The sequence below is a fragment of the Agrobacterium sp. P15N1-A genome, from assembly GCF_044626815.1.
Lineage (GTDB): Bacteria > Pseudomonadota > Alphaproteobacteria > Rhizobiales > Rhizobiaceae > Agrobacterium > Agrobacterium leguminum.
Genome location: NZ_JBIUPF010000001.1, coordinates 993,390 through 1,010,120, shown reverse-complemented (window position 1 = coordinate 1,010,120; position 16,731 = coordinate 993,390). Strand labels below are relative to the sequence as shown.

The window sequence follows — 16,731 nt, the reverse complement described above, 5'->3', positions numbered from 1 at the left end:
GAAACCGTGCCCCGGAACCTCCTCGTTCCGGGGTTTTTGCTGACCTTTTGCCGCTGTGGAAAAATGTCGGAAATGTCCCGCTTCCGGTCTGTTTAAGCCTGCGCTGATATGAATTGTTAAAGACTATGACCTAGTCTCAATCCATTGATCGAGCATGGGAGTCTGGGCGTGCAGAGCGGTACGGGTGTCATCAGGAACCATTACCTGAGCAAGGAAGAATCCTTCATGTATGACCGCGAAAGCCGGTTCCGCATGGAAGATACCATGAACGCCGCACGCATCGAATATACCGAAAAGGCCGTCATGCACATGGCGGCGCGGCGCTGCGACGTCATCCGCATCTCCCAGACTGAAGCGGTGCTGGCGCTGCTGACGAAATATAACCTGCCGAACCAGTTCTATCTCGATATTCCCGACGCCCGGATCACCAAGATCGGCTGCGTGATGTTGCGCGTCAACGCCAACAATACCATCCACGTCCGCTTCCTGCGCATGCTGACGCAGAAGGAACTGGACCGCATTTTCGTGTTCAGCACGCATCCGGCGCATAGGGACCGGAAGCTCGATATCCGGTCGTTCTGAAAATCGGATGATCGGCGAGGGACTTAAGAAAGCCCACCCAAAACCGTCTGCTTCAGCTTCACATCCGGCACCTCGGTGAACGCAAGGTCGCTGCGGCCGAAATAGGATTTCTGGTTGGTGGCTGACCAGTCGTTGCAGACCAGCTTGTAGCGCTCTTTGTTTTCCGGCTTTTCCGGCATGGCGTAAAGATAGTCGCCGGTGCGCGCGGTGAGCGGGATGTCGCCATCCTGATTGCAGCGCTTGAGGATTTGGGCGAGCGCCTCGCCATCCACTTCCGCCACCATCAGCTTGCCGTCGAAACGCAGCGAGGCGTTGAAATCGTAGCGGCGAATATCGCCCTGCGGCAGGCCCGCGCCGAAGGAGGTGTGGCCGATGAAGCCGACATCCGCACCGGTTTTTGCGGCGATGAGCTGCGCCACGCGGCGGCCCGCCTCATCGACGGTCATCGCGTTGGCGGATTTGCCGACGATGGCCCGTTCTTCGGCCGTGAGGTGCTTTTCGAGCGTCTGCTCGATCAGGGTCTTGAGAGCCGGTGAGCTGGGAGCGCTGCGATCGATTGTGACGGTCTCGATGGCAGCAGCCTTGCCGGGAGCCGTAATCGTCGCCACCGTCATGGAGGTGCACCACGAACCGGTATGGACATAGCGGGTAGCGCCCTGTTCATGCACGAAGTTCAGATGGTCATGGCCACCGACCAAGAGGGTGCCATCCGGCAGGAGCGGCAGTATATCGCGGTCGGCGACGACGCCGGCATGGCTGAGAACGATGTTAATCGCATCCGCTTTGACAATCTCGGGCAGATTGGCTTTCGCCCATTCGACCGGCTGCGGAATATCGAGCATCTCGCGCGTGGCCTTGGGATAGGTGTTGATCGCATTGGTGGCGAGACCTGCCAGAACGACCTTCCGCCCGCCGACGCTTACTTCGGCGCTGGCGGCGGCATAGGGCTTGCCGCTGCGCTTGTCGATGATATTGGAAAGCACCGTGATGCCGAGCGCCTGCGCGTGACTGACGAAATTGGCGAGATCGTTATCGATATCAGGCTCATGATTGCCGATATTGATGACGGTGGGGGCGAGCTTTGCGAGCGTCGCCAGGAAGGTCCATTCGATCTCGCCGGCTGAACGTGCGGCCACCGCATTGCCGATCTCGAACAGATCGCCGTTCAGCAGGATGATATGGGGCGCCCTGTCGGCGGCGATGCGCGTTTCGATGGACGCTAGAAGCTGGCCGATGCGCTCATAGGCTGAATGCAGGTCGGAGATGACGATTGCACGCAGCGCCACGTCCTGCGCCATAGCCGGCGTTGCCGCTGCCATCAGCGGCAGCAGGGCGGTGCCGGCCATGAGCTTCAGCACATCGCGGCGTTTACTTGAGAATATCGTCATGTCAGGCCCCATCATCCGAAACTGCACCGCCGTCCCGCGGCCGGCTGAGAAGGCCCTAACGGGCGATCATCACAGCCGCATGACAAGTCTGACGTTTAAGACATGGGAAATAAAGCGGTTTCTGCGCCAGCTCTCGGCGATGAGGGGTGCACTCAGGCGATGCCGCAAAGTGGGGTTGAAAGGCGAAGCCGAATCCGGCCTTCGCCTTTCAAAAATCAATGGAACAGGACGCTGGCGCCCTGATCGGCCGGACCGGCATTGCGGCGGAAGGGGGCGAACAATTCGCGGCCCATGCCCCATTCATTGCCGGAAAGATCGGCGCGCGCCGGTTCGCGTTTCGCCAGTTCGGCGGCGGAAACCAGCACTTCCAGCGTTCCCGAAATGGCGTCGAGACGGATGATGTCGCCATCGCGGATGAGCGAGATCGGGCCGCAGTCGGAGGCTTCCGGCGTGACATGGATGGCGGCCGGCACCTTGCCGGAAGCGCCGGACATGCGCCCGTCGGTCACCAGCGCCACCTTGAAACCGCGGTCCTGCAGCACACCGAGCGGCGGTGTCAGGCGGTGCAGTTCCGGCATGCCATTGGCCTTCGGTCCCTGGAAGCGGACGACGGCGATGAAGTCACGGTTGAGCTTGCCGTCCTTGAACGCGTCCTGAAGCTCCTGCTGGTCGTGGAACACGATTGCCGGTGCTTCGATGATGTGACGTTCCGGCTTGACGGCGGAAATCTTGATGACCGATTTGCCGAGATTGCCGGTCAGCATCTTCAGACCACCGGTCGGCTGGAACGGGGTCTCGATGCTGGAAAGCACCTTCGGGTCGTGGCTCTGCTCGGGGGAGGGCTGGCGTACAACCGCGCCCTTCTCGTCAAGCTTGGCATCCACGGTATAAGCCTCAAGACCCTGTCCGAAGACGGTACGCACATCGTCATGCACAAAGCCCTGTTTCAAAAGCTGCTTGATGAGGAAGCCCATGCCGCCGGCGGCGTGGAAATGGTTCACATCGGCAAGACCGTTGGGATAAACGCGGGCGAGCAGCGGCACGATGTCGGAGAGATCGGAAATATCCTGCCAGGTGAGGATGATGCCGGCGGCGCGCGCCATGGCGATCAGATGCATGGTGTGGTTGGTGGAGCCACCCGTCGCATGCAGGCCGACGACGCCGTTGACGACGGATCTTTCATCGATCATCTCGCCCGCCGGGGTGAACTCGTTGCCCTGTGCGGTAATCGCCAGCGCGCGCTTGGCAGCTTCACGCGTCAGCGCATCGCGCAGCGGCGTGCCGGGATTGATGAAGGAGGAACCGGGCATATGGAAGCCCATGATCTCCATCAGCATCTGGTTGGAGTTCGCCGTGCCGTAGAAGGTGCAGGTGCCGGGACCGTGATAGGATTTCGATTCCGCCTCCAGAAGCTCGGCGCGGCCGACCTTGCCTTCGGCATAAAGCTGGCGGATGCGGGATTTCTCGTCATTCGGCAGGCCGGATGTCATCGGGCCGGCGGGAACGAAGACGGCGGGCAGATGGCCGAAGGCGAGGGCCGCAATGACGAGGCCGGGCACGATCTTATCGCAGACACCGAGATAGACGGCGGCGTCGAACATGTTGTGCGACAGGCCGATGCCGGCAGCCATGGCGATGGCGTCGCGGGAAAACAGCGAAAGCTCCATGCCTGGCTGCCCTTGCGTCACGCCATCGCACATGGCGGGAACCGCGCCCGCCACCTGCGCTATGCCGCCCGCTTCCTTGGCCGCATCGCGGATGATCGCGGGAAAGGTTTCATAGGGCTGGTGCGCCGAGAGCATGTCGTTATAGGCGGTGATGATGCCGAGATTGGGAACCCGGTCGCCGGCAAGGATGTCCTTGTCGGCGGGGGAACAGACGGCAAATCCATGCGCAAGATTGCCGCAGGAAAGCACGGAACGGTGAACGCCCTTCGAGACCTGCAGCCGCAGCCGCTCGAGATAGGTCTCGCGGTAGGGCTTGGAACGTTCGACGATGCGGGCGGTGATGGCCTGAATGCGGGAATCGGCGGACATGGGCGTTCATCCTGTTCGTTGGTCGGCAACCGGCGTTCCGGGAGGTGAGCGGCCGGTTGTCGTGTTTCTGTCTTCATGTCGTCGGGCGTTTGCGCGGGCCGTTTGTGCGGCAGCCGCGTTGGCTTATGGCGCCCAGTATATATCCACGGGCGTTTCTGCCCGGTTCAGCACGGCGCGGATCGGCATTTCATCCTCATCCTCGCCCGATTGCGCCTTCTCCAGCGTCGCCTTCTTGGCCGCGCCTTCGATATGCAGCACCAGAAACTCGGCATCGTGCAGGCTGGAGAAGTTGAAGGTCAACCGCTCCTCTCCCGCATTCTCCGCCGCCATGGTCAAAACGCCGCGCGGTTCATCGAGATCCAGCGCTTCGTAGAGATTGTCTCCACCGGGGAAGAACGATGCCGTGTGGCCATCCGTTCCCATGCCGAGAATGACGACATCGAAGGGATCGCAGATCGCTTCGGTCTTGACGGTCGCAAGCGTCGCCGCATCCTCCGGCGAGGCCGCCGGCTGGAAAAGCGGCACGAAATAAGCCGACTTCGCCTTGTCCTGCAAAAGGTTCTCGGCAACGAGGCGGTGGTTCGAACGGTCGCTTTCCGGCGGCACGAAACGCTCGTCCACCAGCGTCACGCTGATATTGGGCCAGTCGAGATCATGTTTCGAAAGCGCCTGAAAGAACAGCTTGGGCGTCGAACCGCCGGAGACGGCAATGCTTGCCGCACCGCGATCCTTCGTTGCCGCATCAAGGCGTTTGGCAACCTCCGCCGAAAGAGCGGTTGCCAGTTCGGCGGCGGTGTCGAAGACGTGGATCGTTTCGCTCATCGCCGGGCCCTCAATCGGCATCGTGCCAGGTGCGGCCATCGCGCTCGATCAGCGCGATGGAACCGCTCGGACCCCAAGTGCCGGCGGTATAACCCTGCACGCCCTGTCCCAGGTCTTCCCAGCTCTTGAGAATGGGGTCGATCCAGTCCCATGCGGCCTCGACCTCGTCGCGGCGCATGAACAGCGTCTGGTTGGAGCGGATCGTATCCATCAACAGCCGCTCATAAGCATCGGGGCTGCGCACGTTGAAGGCTTCGGCAAAGCTCATGTCCAGCGAGACCTGACGCAGGCGCATGCCGCCCGGGCCGGGGTCCTTGATGAGCAGAGACTGCTTGACGCCTTCATCCGGCTGCAGGCGAATGACCAGCTTGTTGGCTTCGATCTTGCCGGCCGCATCGCCGAAGATCGAATGCGGGATCTGCTTGAAGGTGACAACGATTTCCGAAACGCGGGTCGCGAGGCGTTTTCCCGTGCGGATGTAGAAGGGAACGCCGGCCCAGCGCCAGTTGGCGATTTCAGCCTTGATGGCGACGAAGGTTTCGGTGTTGGAAACGCCGCCTTCCAGTTCTTCCAGATAGCCCTTGACCGGGCCACCGGCGGAAGCGCCGGCGCGATACTGGCCGCGAACCGTCTGCTTTTCCACATTGCTGGTGTCGATCGGCTTCAGCGAGCGCAGAACCTTGAGCTTTTCGTCACGCACGGCTTCCGCATTCATGGATGCCGGCGGCTCCATGGCGACAAGGCAAAGCAGCTGCAGGATGTGGTTCTGAACCATGTCGCGCAGCGCACCGGCCTTGTCGTAATAACCTGCGCGGCCCTCGAGACCGACCGCTTCGGCAACGGTGATCTGCACATGGTCGATATGGGCGGAATTCCACAGCGGCTCATAAAGCGCGTTGGCGAAACGCAGCGCCATCAGGTTCTGCACCGTCTCTTTGCCGAGATAGTGGTCGATGCGGAAGATCTGCTCTTCCTTGAAGACGTGGCCGATGGTGTCGTTCAGTTCCTGTGCGGAAGCGAGATCGCGGCCAATCGGCTTTTCAACGACGATGCGGGTCGAGCGGGTGATGAGCTTGTGCTCGCGGATCTTGTCGGCGATATCGCCGAAAATGCCGGGCGCGACGGCCAGATAGAAGGCGCGGACGCGCTCCTTGCCCTCGTCCAGCAGCTTCTTCAGCACGTCCCAGCCATTATTGCCCTTGGCATCGACTGGCACGTAGAAAAGCCTGTTCAGGAAGATGGCGACCTGCGCGTCGTCATATTCGCCGGCCTTCAGGTGCTCCTTCAGCGCGTCCTGCGCGAATTTGCGATATTCCTCGTGGGTCATGACCGAGCGCGACGCACCGATGATGCGGGTCGGCTCCGTGAACTGGCCTTCGACCTGCCGGTGATAAAGGGCCGGCAGAAGCTTGCGCTCGGCAAGATCGCCCGTGCCGCCGAAAACGACACAATCAAAAGGTTCAACAGGAATGATCTGACTGCTCATATCGATTCTCTCGATCTTCAAAGGTTGGGGCATCAATAATCTAATCGATTTAAAAATGCCAGACTCAGTTATGTGAAATTATGAATTTTGCTTCCGGCAACTCGTCCGCCGCCGGCAACAGTCTGTAAACATTGGCCTAAAACCTGTCTCGCAACGCGTACCAGGAGAGCGCGAGGAAAAGCAGCGGTGCGCGCAGCGACGCCCCGCCGGGGAAAGAGGGCACCTTCAGCTGGGCGAAGGGCGCCAGCATGTCCTTTTTGCCGAGAACGAGATCGGTATAGAGCTTGCCGCAGTAGTTCGACAGCATCACCCCATGGCCGGAATAACCGCCGATGGAGGTGACGCCCGGCATGACCTCGCGCACGAAGACTTTGCGCGGCAGGGTAATGCCGACGGAGCCGCCCCAGGAATGGGTAATCTCTATATCTTTCAGCGCAGGATAGATTTCCGCGATCTGCCGGCGGATGTGGCTGGAAATATCGCGCGGCGCATCGGCCGTATAGGCTTCGCGCCCGCCGAACAGCAGCCGGTTATCGGCCGTCTTGCGGAAATAGCGCACCACGAACCGCGAATCCGCCACGGCCTCCCGGTCGGGAATGATGTCGGGAAACGCATCCAGCGGCACGGTTGCGCCGATGAAGGAACGGATCGGCATGATATGGGCGGCCGTCACCGGTTCCAGATTGCCGATATAGGCATTGGTCGCGATCAGAACCCGCGGCGCGGTGATCGTACCGAAAGGCGTTTCGATGATGGTCTTGCCGCCCGTCTGGCGGATGGATTTCGCCGGCGTCATTTCATAAATGCCGGCGCCCGCCGCTTTCGCCGCCTTCGCCAGCCCGACCAGCAGTTTCAGCGGATGGATATGGCCGGTGCCGGTATCGCGCGTGCCGCCGAAATAATGGCTGGAGCCGACGCGTTTGCGTGCTTCTGCGCGTTCCATGTAGGAAATATGCGGATAGCCATAACGGTTGTTCATCGCATCGACACTGCGGCGATAATCGTCCTCGTAAGCGGCCTTGTGCGCCACATAGAGCTGCCCGGGCAGATATTCCATGTCGATGCCGCGGCTGACGGCGAAGCCGCGCAGGTAGTTTTTGGCGTCCTCGGCAATGTCGAACAGCAGCTTCGATTGCTCGAAACCGATCTCTTCTTCCATCTCGTCGGGGAAGGAGCGCTGGCCGGTGCCAAATTGCCCGCCATTGCGGCCGGAAGCGCCATCGCCGAAGCGATGCGCTTCGATGAGGGCGACGGAGACGCCGTTTTCGGCGAGGTTACAGGCGGCCTGCAGGCCGGTATAACCGCCGCCGATAATCGCGACGTCCACCTCTTTCGAGCCGTCGAGAGCGGGATAGTCCGGCCGCTCGCCGACTGTTGCCTGATACCAGGAAATTCCCGGCGCAATCGGGCTTTGCCATGTCATGCTCGCGGATCCTCACACGTTGAGAAGCAGGAATTCCCGCTCCCAGGGGCTGATGACCTGCATGAAGGTCTCGAACTCCCCGCGTTTCAGGCCGGCATAGAGGCCCACGAATTCATGGCCGAACACCCGGTCGAACTGCTCTTCGCCTTCCAGCAGCGCCACGGCTTCCAGAAGACCACGCGGCAGTTCGATGGAGCCTTCATTGGCCGTATCGGCGGTGGGTTCGGTCGGCTCGATATTGTTGACGATGCCGAGCCAGCCGCAGCCGAGCGAGGCGGCAAGCGCGAGATAGGGATTGGCGTCCGAACTCGGCAGGCGGTTTTCGACACGCCGCGCCTGCGGGCCGGAAATCGGCACACGGAAGGCAGTCGTGCGGTTGTCGTAACCCCAGGCATTGTTGACCGGGCAGGCCATGTCGGGCGTCAGGCGGCGATAGGAGTTCACATAGGGCGCCAGCATGACAAGCGCGTTCGGAACATAACGTTGCATGCCGCCCACGAAGGAGAAGAATTCCTTCGAAGGGCTGCCATCGGCATTGGAGAAGATATTGCGGCCGCTGTCGATCTCCACCACCGACTGGTGGATGTGCATGGCCGAACCCGGCTGGCCCTGCATGGGCTTGGCCATGAAGGTGGCGTAGATGCCGTGCTTCAGCGCCGCTTCGCGGATGGTGCGCTTGAACAGGAACACCTGGTCAGCAAGCTCGATCGGATCGCCATGGCGCAGGTTGATCTCAAGCTGCGCCGGGCCTTCCTCGTGGATCAGCGTATCGATCTCGAGGCCCTGTTTTTCCGAGAAGTGATAGATGTCGTCGATCAGCTCGTCGAATTCGTTGATGCCGGCGATGGAATAGCTCTGCCCGCCGACAATCGACCGACCGGACCGGCCCTTCGGCGGATGCAGCGGATAATCCGGGTCATCATTCATGGCGACGAGGTAGAATTCGATCTCAGGTGCGACGACCGGCTTCCAGCCCTTTTCGGTATAGAGCGAAAGCACATTCTTCAGCACGTTGCGCGGCGTGTAGGGCACGAAATTGCCTTCCGCATCCACCACGTCGCAGATCACCTGCGCGGTCGGGTCCGTTTCCCACGGCACGACGGAGAGGGTGGAAAGATCGGGCACCAGCTTCAGGTCGCTGTCGCGCGGCTCGTAACGGAAATTGGCGGTCTCGTCGGGATATTCGCCGGAGATCGTATGGCGGTAGAGCGCGGATGGCAGGGCCAGCGAGGTGTCGCCCGTGAACTTCGCCGTCGGCATCATCTTGCCGCGCGGAACCCCGGCAAGGTCGGGCGTGATGCATTCTATGTCTTCGATCCCGCGCGCCCTCAGCCATTGCGCGGCTTCGCGCCAGGAGGAAACGCCACGGGTGGAGGAAAGGTCGAGGGGAGGGGTCTTCTTTGCCATGGTTGCCTGTTTCTTCGGGCGGAGCATGGTTTTCTTGGCGGGCATGTATCACCGGGTCTGTGTTTCGACTGGCGCCATCATAACCGTAGTTTGGCAATTGGCGAGGGGGAAAGCGCCATTGACAAGCGGCGGCACTTCGAAAAGAGGAAAGGAAACGGATCGGATGGAATGATGACAGAGAAATGTGACGTGCTGATTTTGGGGGCGGGCGCCGCCGGCATGATGTGCGCCATCCGCGCCGGCGAGCGCGGCCGCTCCGTCGTCATTCTCGACCATGCGAAAGCGCCGGGCGAAAAGATCCGCATCTCCGGCGGCGGCCGCTGCAACTTCACCAATATCCACGCCGGGCCAAAGAATTATCTCTCCGCCAATCCGCATTTCGCCAAATCCGCGCTCGCCCGTTATACGCCGCGCGATTTCATCGCCCTTGTCGAAAAACACCGCATCGCCTGGCACGAAAAGACGCTCGGCCAGCTCTTTTGCGATGACAGCGCCAAGGACATCATCCGCATGCTGCTTGGCGAAATGCAGGCGGTGAATGCGAAGCTGCGGCTGGAAACGTCCGTCTCGGCCGTCACCCATGATGGCGCCCGTTTCCGCGTCACGACATCCGGCGGCGTCATCGAGGCGGAAAGCCTCATCGTGGCGACGGGCGGCAAGTCGATCCCGAAAATGGGCGCGACCGGTTTCGCCTACCAGATCGCCGAACAATTCGGCCTCAAGCTCATCGAGACTCGTCCGGGCCTCGTGCCGCTGACGCTCGATCCCGCCTTGCTGGAAAAGCTGAGCCCGCTTGCCGGCGTCGCGGTTCCGGCCGAGGTTTTCCATGACAAGACCTCGTTTGAGGAAGCGCTGCTCTTCACGCATCGCGGTTTAAGCGGCCCTTCCATCCTGCAAATCTCATCCTACTGGCGCGAGGGGGACGTGGTTCGCCTGAAGCTCGAGCCGCATCGCGATATAGCCGCGTTGCTGAAGCAGGCGAAGCAGAAGAACGGCCGCCAGTCGCCCCAGACCGCCTTGTCGGAAATCCTGCCAAAACGGCTGGCCCAGCACGTCGTCGAACAATCCGGCCTCACCGGCCATCTGGCGGATATGTCCGACAAGGCGCTGGCGAAGCTGGCGGGGGAGGTGCAGGACTGGCAGATCAAGCCCGCCGGGTCCGAAGGCTATCGCACGGCGGAAGTCACGCTCGGCGGCGTGGACACGACCGGTCTCGATTCCCGCAGCATGGCGGCGAAATCCGTACCCGGCCTCTATTTCATCGGCGAATGTGTCGATGTGACCGGCTGGCTCGGCGGTTATAATTTCCAGTGGGCATGGGCGTCCGGGCAGGCGGCTGGCGAATTCGCGTGATCGTCTCTGGCCGTGGGAAAGTTCGGACCTCTCTCCTTCGTCATGCCGGACCTGATCCGGCATCCAGCCACGGCGCGTCTGCGCCGTGAAGAGTCTTTCGCGATCAAGGACTTGATCGCGCTGGACCCCGGAACCAGGGTGACGGAGTGCGGATGTGACCTGTTCGCCAACTCAATTTCAGTTGGTAAAGTTGTGGCCCTTCCTCGCTCTTTTAATAATCTGTTAACGGGCGTGGAGTCATCCTGACCAAATGCCAGCAAGGCCGGATCGCTCAATGATCCTGCTGCACATGATGTCCTGCTGGAGGCCCTCAACAGGGCATGGGTCGGTTGAGTTTTTCGTCAGGAACCCGCGCATGAACAGATCTGCACATCGCCGCCCTCGCGCCATTGCCATCGCCCGCACCGACAACGAGAGCCGTCAGCTGGCATTTCGCCTGAGCCTCATCGCAGCCGGTGCGCTGGCAGCCCTGATCGCTCTCTTTCACTGATCTGCGGCTCTTCCCCCTCATCCGGCTTATAAGCGCGCTGAAAAGCCGCCACGGCCGAGATGCCTCGGCCATATCGGCATAAAATTTCTCTTCCTGCAAAATGGCTTCGCGCCGTGTGCGCGGCTGCTGGTTTTCGATGATAATGCGGGCTGCAAAAATCGCGTGCATGTCGCTCTCCTTCTCATGCGGAGGGCCATGATGCACGCCGTTTTTTGATTTATCTGCGCAAGAAAATGCGCTACATTTTTCATCCATGAAAAACGTCACCTGGGATTCCTACCAACTTTTCCTCGATGTGTCACGCAGCGGCGGCCTGACAGGTGCTGCGGCGCTGACGGGCCTGAGCCCCGCGACGGTGGGGCGGCGCATGGTCGAGCTGGAGGAGCGTATCGGCAAGGCGCTGTTCCAGCGCCGCCAGACGGGATACACCCTGACCGCAGACGGCCGTACGCTGTTCGACCGGCTTCAGGCGATGGAGAATGCGGCAAGGGACATCGAGGGATGGCAGAAGGCGTCGTCGGCGTCTTCCGTCGTGCGCATTGCCGTCGGCACCTGGAACGCCTGGCTGCTGACCGGAAATTTCTCCGCCATCTGCACCGACCGCGACGATTTCCGCGTCGACCTTTTCATTGCCGAACAGAGGGCGTCTCTGGCCCATCGCGAAAACGATATCGGCATTCGCGCTTTCGAGCCGCAGGAAAAGAACCTTGCCGCCATCAAGACAGGGGAGGTGGCCTATGCGCCCTACAGGCTGCGCAACGCCGCTACTTCCGTTGCTGATCGGTGGCTGGCGGTGGCGGAGGAAAACGCCATTTCAACCTATCTGCGCTGGCCGCACGAAAATCGTAACAACGGGATCGTGGTAACGGTGAACCGGCCGACGGCGCTTCTCGATCTGGTGCTGGCCGGGGCGGGGGTGGCGGTGCTTCCCTGTTTCGTGGGCGATGCGGATGCGCGGCTCACTCGGGAAGGCGAAGAACTGGAGAGCCTTCGCCACAATCAATGGATCGTCATGAACAATGACGATCGCCACCGCCGTGATATCAGGACGGTGGCGGATCGGATGACCCGTCTGATCAAGAGCCATTCCGATCTATATGCCGGGCGCAAAAGCCGCCCGGCATAGAAAGAGGCCATTTCAGGCGGCGTCACGTCCCTGCGCGACGATGACGGGGATAAGCAGATCCCCCCAGTTGCCGCCGCCGCCATGGTGGCGGGCCGAGCGGACCAGCTCGACGGAAACGCCGGCCTCAACGGCTTTCATGACGGCCTGGTTGAGGCGGTGCAGATCATTGGCCAGCATGCGGATGGCGGCCTGCTGATCCTGCGTCATGGCGGAGGATTGTTCCTCGGCGCGTTCCTTGACGTGGGTCTTGATGGGGTTATGGGCATTCATGGCATTTCTCCTCTCATTATTGGTTGGGGTTCTTGATCCGGTTTGCAAGCCCTTCCCGTCACCGGGAAGGGCAGTTTTTCGATTTTATTCGGCCGCCGGGCGGAACTGGTCGTGCTCGGTGGATTCCTTCATGGCTGTCGTGGACGATGTGCCGCCCGAGATCGCCAGAGACACTGCGTCGAAATAGCCGGTGCCGACTTCGCGCTGGTGCTTGGTGGCGGTGTAGCCATTGGCCTCGGCTGCGAACTCCGCTTCCTGAAGCTCGGAATAGGCTGCCATCTGCCGGTCCTTGTAACCGCGCGCCAGTTCGAACATGCCGAAATTCAGCTGGTGGAAACCGGCGAGCGTAATGAACTGGAATTTGTAGCCCATCGCGCCCAGCTCGCGCTGGAACTTGGCAATCGTCGCGTCGTCGAGGTTCTTTTTCCAGTTGAATGACGGCGAGCAATTGTAAGCGAGCTTCTTGCCCGGATGCACCTTGTGCACGCCTTCCGCAAACCTGCGCGCCTGCTCGAGATCCGGCTTGGATGTTTCGCACCAGATCAGGTCGCAATAGGGCGCATAGGCAACGGCGCGGGCGATGCAGGGTTCAAGACCGTTCTTGACCTGATAGAAGCCCTCAACGGTGCGGCCGGCATCGTAATCCACGAAGGGCTGGTCGCGCTCGTCGATGTCGGAGGTCAGGAGCTTCGCGGCCTCCGCATCCGTGCGGGCGATAACCAGCGTCGGTACGCCCATGACGTCAGCTGCAAGTCTTGCTGCCGTCAGGTTGCGGATATGCGCCGCCGTCGGGATCAAAACCTTGCCGCCGAGATGGCCGCATTTCTTTTCCGATGCCAGCTGGTCCTCATAATGAACGCCCGCTGCACCTGCCTCGATAAAGGCCTTCATGATTTCGAAGGCGTTGAGCGGCCCGCCGAAACCGGCCTCCGCATCAGCGACGATCGGTGCGAACCAGGTGTCGACCGAAAGGCCCTTGCCTTCCGCCGTCTCGATCTGGTCGGCGCGCTGCAGGGTGCGGTTGATGCGCTTTGCGAGTTCCGGTGCGGCATTGGCCGGATAAAGCGACTGGTCCGGATACATGGCCGACGCCGTGTTGGCATCCGCCGCAACCTGCCAGCCGGACAGATAGATCGCCTTCAGCCCGGCGCGAACCATCTGCATGGCCTGGTTGCCGGAAAGCGCGCCGAGCGCGTTGACGAAATTTTCCTCGTTGATCAGCTTCCACAGCCGGTTCGCACCCATCTCGGCCAGCGAATGGCGGATTTCGACGGAGCCGCGCAGCCGCTCCACGTCGGCGGCGGTGTAGGTGCGCTCGAGGCCATCGAAACGTCCCTGCGCAGCACCCGGAACAAGTTTGTAAAAATCCGTCATACTTCTCTCTCCGATGATAAAATGCGGTTTCCGTAACGGGCCGTCTTCAACATCATATGGCGCCGTTTGATGTGACTACATTTACATTTTTCGAGATTTGAGCGCCAGAACAAACATAAAAACAGTGACTTGAAAGAGGTTATCCTGTAGGGTGCATGACAGGGTGGAGCTGTAAAATTGTAAATTTTGTAAAAGTCTTTTGCCTGCAAAGTTTGTAACAGGTTTGTATGAGTCGCAGGCACGGGGAGGTGAAGCGGTGTCGGAAAACAAGATTTTTGCAGGCCCGCGCGTGCGCCGCATTCGCAACGGTCTCGCGCTGACGCAGACGGCCATGGCCGAGGCGCTGGCGATTTCGCCGTCCTATCTCAATCTCATCGAGCGCAACCAGCGGCCGCTGACGGTGCAGCTGCTTTTGAAGCTTGCCTCCGTCTACAAGGTCGATCTGGACGATCTGCAGGGCGAAAGCGCCGGTTCCGCCGGGCAGCTGCGCGAGGTCTTCGCCGATCCGCTGCTTTCGGGGGAGGTGCCGTCACCGCAGGAACTGATCGAGGTTGCCGATGCCGCGCCCAATGCGGCAAGCGGTGTCCTCAAGCTTTACCGGGCCTATAGGGAACAGGCGCAGCGCCTTTCCGATCTCTCCGATCTTCTGGCGCGGGAAGGGCACGAGACGGCGCTCTCCTCCACCCGCCTGCCGATTGACGAGGTGCGCCATGTCTTTGAAAACCGGCCGGCCTATTTCCATGCCATCGACGCGGCGGCGGAAGAACTTCACAAACACCTGTCGGCGGGCGACGATCTCGCCTCCGGCCTTCGTGCATGGCTTCAGAAAAACCACGGCATCGTGGTTCGCACCCTGCCGGTTCATGCCATGCCGAACCTCAGGCGGCGTTATGACCGCCATTCGATGCGGCTGTTTTTATCCGAACGCCTGTCGCAGCCGGACCAATTGCGGGAAATGGCGATGGAGACCTGTCTTCTGGCGCTTCGCGAAGAAATCGGCACGGAGCTTGAAGGGCTCGGTCTGAAAGGGGAGGAGGCAAGGCGCATCGCCCGCTTCGAACTGGCGCGTTACGCCGCCCATGCGTTGATGATGCCCTATGGCGCATTCTTAAGCGCTGCCCAGCGGGCGAAATACGACCTCGAGGTTTTGCGGTCGCGTTTCAACGTCTCTTTCGAACAGGCAGCCAACCGTCTTGTCAGCCTGCAACGGCCGTCAGCCGCCGCGATCCCGTTTTTCCTGATGGAAATCGACAATGCCGGCAACCGTTTCCGCCTTGCAGGCGCCAGCGGTTTTCCAAGGGCGCGTTTTGGCGGCCTCTGTCCGCGCCTCAACATCCATGCCGCTTTCGCCCAGCCGGGACAGGTGCTGGTCGAAGTGGTGGAGATGCCGGATGGCGACGCTTTCCTCACAGTGTCGCGCACGCTGGAAGGTCCGCAGGCGGGTTTCGGGGAAAGAGTGAGGCGCACGGCGGTGCTTCTCGGCTGCGATCTCGCCCAGGCCGGAGACACCGTCTATGGCCCTGCCGCTTCTGGTGCTGCGCCCGTCGCCGTCGGCCCTTCGTGCCGGCTGTGCGAAAGGCAGGGCTGTCTGTCGCGGGCGGAAGCGCCGCTGACGCGGCCGCTCGGGCTCGATGAAATGGTCACCGGCCTCAGTGTTTTCGACTTCCAGTAGGTGTTTCCATTCGCTTTTTCCCGGCCGGAACACATTTGGTTGAAAATGCTGTGCTGCACATTTCCCGCTTGCTCCCTTCTGTTTTCCTTTCTAGTCTCTCCCAAAAAAGGGGATCACGCTCCCGTCGTGAGGATGCGTTAACAGGAGACATCATGAAAAACCGTTCTCTCCGCCTGACCTTGGCTCTCACCACCGCGCTCGTTGCAGCAGGCTCGGCAATGGCCCAGGAGAAGGTCGTCCACGTCTATAACTGGTCGGATTATATCGACGAATCGATCCTTGCCGATTTCACCAAGGAAACCGGCATCAAGGTCGTCTATGACGTTTTCGACAGCAACGAGCTTGTGGAAACCAAGCTTCTGGCCGGCAGCTCCGGTTATGATGTCGTGGTGCCGACGGGCCCCTTCCTCGCCCGCCAGATCAATGCCGGCGTGTTCCAGAAACTCGACAAGTCCAAGTTGCCGAATCTGAAGAACATGTGGCCCGAGGTTTCCGAGCGTCTGGCGAAATACGACCCCGGCAACGAATATGCCGTGAACTACATGTGGGGCACCACCGGCATCGGTTACAACGTTGCCAAGGTGAAGGCGGCGCTCGGCGATGTGCCGGTCGATAGCTGGGATATTCTCTTCAAGCCGGAAAATGCCGAAAAGCTGAAATCCTGCGGCATCAATATTCTCGATGCGTCGGACGAGACCTTCGCCATCGCCATGAACTATCTCGGCAAGAATCCGGATAGCAAGGAAACCGCCGATCTCGAGGCGGGCGGCGACGTCTACATGAAGATCCGCCCCTATGTGAAGACCTTCAATTCCTCCGCCTATATCGATGAACTGGCGAATGGCGACAGCTGCATCACCATCGGCTGGTCGGGCGATATCCTGCAGGCGAAGAGCCGCGCCGAGGAAGCCAAGAACGGCGTCGAGGTGAACTACGTCATCCCGAAGGAAGGCACCTATATGTGGTTCGACAACCTTGCCATCCCGGCGGATGCCAAGAATGTCGAGGAAGCCCACGCCTTCATCAACTATCTGATGCGGCCGGAAGTCATCGCCAAGGCCTCCAACTATGTTCAGTATGCGAATGGAAACCTCGCTTCGCAGGCGCTGATGGATGAGGCCGTCGCCAAGAACCCGGCGGTCTATCCCGATGCCGAGACACTGAAGAAGCTCTTCACCATCTCGCCCTACGGACCGAAGGAACAGCGCGTCCTGAACCGCGTCTGGACGCAGATAAAGACCGGCAGCTGACACTTCCGCCCGCTGGTTGAGGAACGGCCGGCGGGCCTGTTCCTCTGATCCT

Annotated in this window: 14 protein-coding genes; 5 read left to right on the top strand and 9 right to left on the bottom strand. The window is 60.7% G+C overall.

Annotated elements, in window-relative coordinates; all coding sequences use genetic code 11:
• Nucleotides 1–225 precede the first annotated feature (225 nt).
• Complete coding sequence (locus ACIK7D_RS04945) at nucleotides 226–582, top strand: hypothetical protein (protein WP_035236048.1); 357 nt, start codon at nucleotides 226–228, stop codon at nucleotides 580–582.
• Nucleotides 583–605: 23 nt separating this feature from the next.
• On the opposite strand, the gene ACIK7D_RS04940 is transcribed toward ACIK7D_RS04945, so the two are convergent.
• From ACIK7D_RS04940 to ACIK7D_RS04915, 6 genes are all read right to left on the bottom strand, one after another.
• On the bottom strand, nucleotides 606–1,970 hold the full coding sequence (locus tag ACIK7D_RS04940) for a metallophosphoesterase (protein WP_400155749.1): 1,365 nt from the start codon (nucleotides 1,968–1,970) through the stop codon (nucleotides 606–608).
• A gap of 215 nt (nucleotides 1,971–2,185) precedes the next feature.
• Entirely contained in the window at nucleotides 2,186–4,006 is a 1,821-nt protein-coding gene (gene edd, locus ACIK7D_RS04935; RefSeq protein ID WP_080817812.1) for a phosphogluconate dehydratase, read from the bottom strand.
• Between the two features lie 123 nt (nucleotides 4,007–4,129).
• Nucleotides 4,130–4,828: a 6-phosphogluconolactonase gene (pgl, locus tag ACIK7D_RS04930; RefSeq protein ID WP_020812896.1), complete on the bottom strand. Its 699-nt coding sequence runs from the start codon at nucleotides 4,826–4,828 to the stop codon at nucleotides 4,130–4,132.
• A 10-nt stretch (nucleotides 4,829–4,838) separates the two neighbouring features.
• Nucleotides 4,839–6,314: a glucose-6-phosphate dehydrogenase gene (gene zwf / locus ACIK7D_RS04925; protein WP_400155748.1), complete on the bottom strand. Its 1,476-nt coding sequence runs from the start codon at nucleotides 6,312–6,314 to the stop codon at nucleotides 4,839–4,841.
• 136 nt (nucleotides 6,315–6,450) lie between these two features.
• Nucleotides 6,451–7,737, bottom strand: coding sequence for an NAD(P)/FAD-dependent oxidoreductase (locus tag ACIK7D_RS04920; protein ID WP_400155747.1), 1,287 nt, complete (start codon nucleotides 7,735–7,737; stop codon nucleotides 6,451–6,453).
• Between the two features lie 12 nt (nucleotides 7,738–7,749).
• Nucleotides 7,750–9,189 (bottom strand): glutamine synthetase family protein, encoded by a 1,440-nt coding sequence (locus ACIK7D_RS04915; RefSeq protein WP_080817810.1) that lies wholly within the window; start codon nucleotides 9,187–9,189, stop codon nucleotides 7,750–7,752.
• Nucleotides 9,190–9,312: 123 nt separating this feature from the next.
• Between ACIK7D_RS04915 and ACIK7D_RS04910 the strand changes: the two genes are divergently transcribed.
• Nucleotides 9,313–10,497 (top strand): NAD(P)/FAD-dependent oxidoreductase, encoded by a 1,185-nt coding sequence (locus ACIK7D_RS04910; protein WP_400155746.1) that lies wholly within the window; start codon nucleotides 9,313–9,315, stop codon nucleotides 10,495–10,497.
• Nucleotides 10,498–10,807: 310 nt separating this feature from the next.
• Here the strand turns inward: ACIK7D_RS04910 and ACIK7D_RS04905 are convergent, their stop codons facing one another.
• Complete coding sequence (locus ACIK7D_RS04905) at nucleotides 10,808–11,254, bottom strand: hypothetical protein (protein WP_400155745.1); 447 nt, start codon at nucleotides 11,252–11,254, stop codon at nucleotides 10,808–10,810.
• Between ACIK7D_RS04905 and ACIK7D_RS04900 the strand changes: the two genes are divergently transcribed.
• Entirely contained in the window at nucleotides 11,241–12,113 is an 873-nt protein-coding gene (locus tag ACIK7D_RS04900; RefSeq protein ID WP_400155744.1) for a LysR family transcriptional regulator, read from the top strand. The two genes, ACIK7D_RS04905 and ACIK7D_RS04900, sit on opposite strands and share 14 nt — an antisense overlap.
• A 12-nt stretch (nucleotides 12,114–12,125) precedes the next feature.
• On the opposite strand, the gene ACIK7D_RS04895 is transcribed toward ACIK7D_RS04900, so the two are convergent.
• The gene (locus ACIK7D_RS04895; protein ID WP_004432604.1) at nucleotides 12,126–12,383 is read right to left on the bottom strand and encodes a hypothetical protein; all 258 of its coding nucleotides are present in this window, start codon (nucleotides 12,381–12,383) and stop codon (nucleotides 12,126–12,128) included.
• Between the two features lie 84 nt (nucleotides 12,384–12,467).
• Entirely contained in the window at nucleotides 12,468–13,757 is a 1,290-nt protein-coding gene (gene aceA, locus ACIK7D_RS04890) for an isocitrate lyase (RefSeq protein ID WP_400155743.1), read from the bottom strand.
• Between the two features lie 256 nt (nucleotides 13,758–14,013).
• Here aceA and ACIK7D_RS04885 point away from each other — a divergent pair, with 256 nt between their 5' ends.
• Together ACIK7D_RS04885 and ACIK7D_RS04880 are read left to right on the top strand one after the other, a co-directional pair.
• Nucleotides 14,014–15,429: a short-chain fatty acyl-CoA regulator family protein gene (locus ACIK7D_RS04885; protein WP_400155742.1), complete on the top strand. Its 1,416-nt coding sequence runs from the start codon at nucleotides 14,014–14,016 to the stop codon at nucleotides 15,427–15,429.
• 152 nt (nucleotides 15,430–15,581) lie between these two features.
• A complete protein-coding gene (locus ACIK7D_RS04880) occupies nucleotides 15,582–16,679 on the top strand; it encodes a polyamine ABC transporter substrate-binding protein (protein WP_078051237.1) in 1,098 nt (365 codons plus the stop codon).
• The last annotated feature ends 52 nt before the right edge of the window (nucleotides 16,680–16,731 follow it).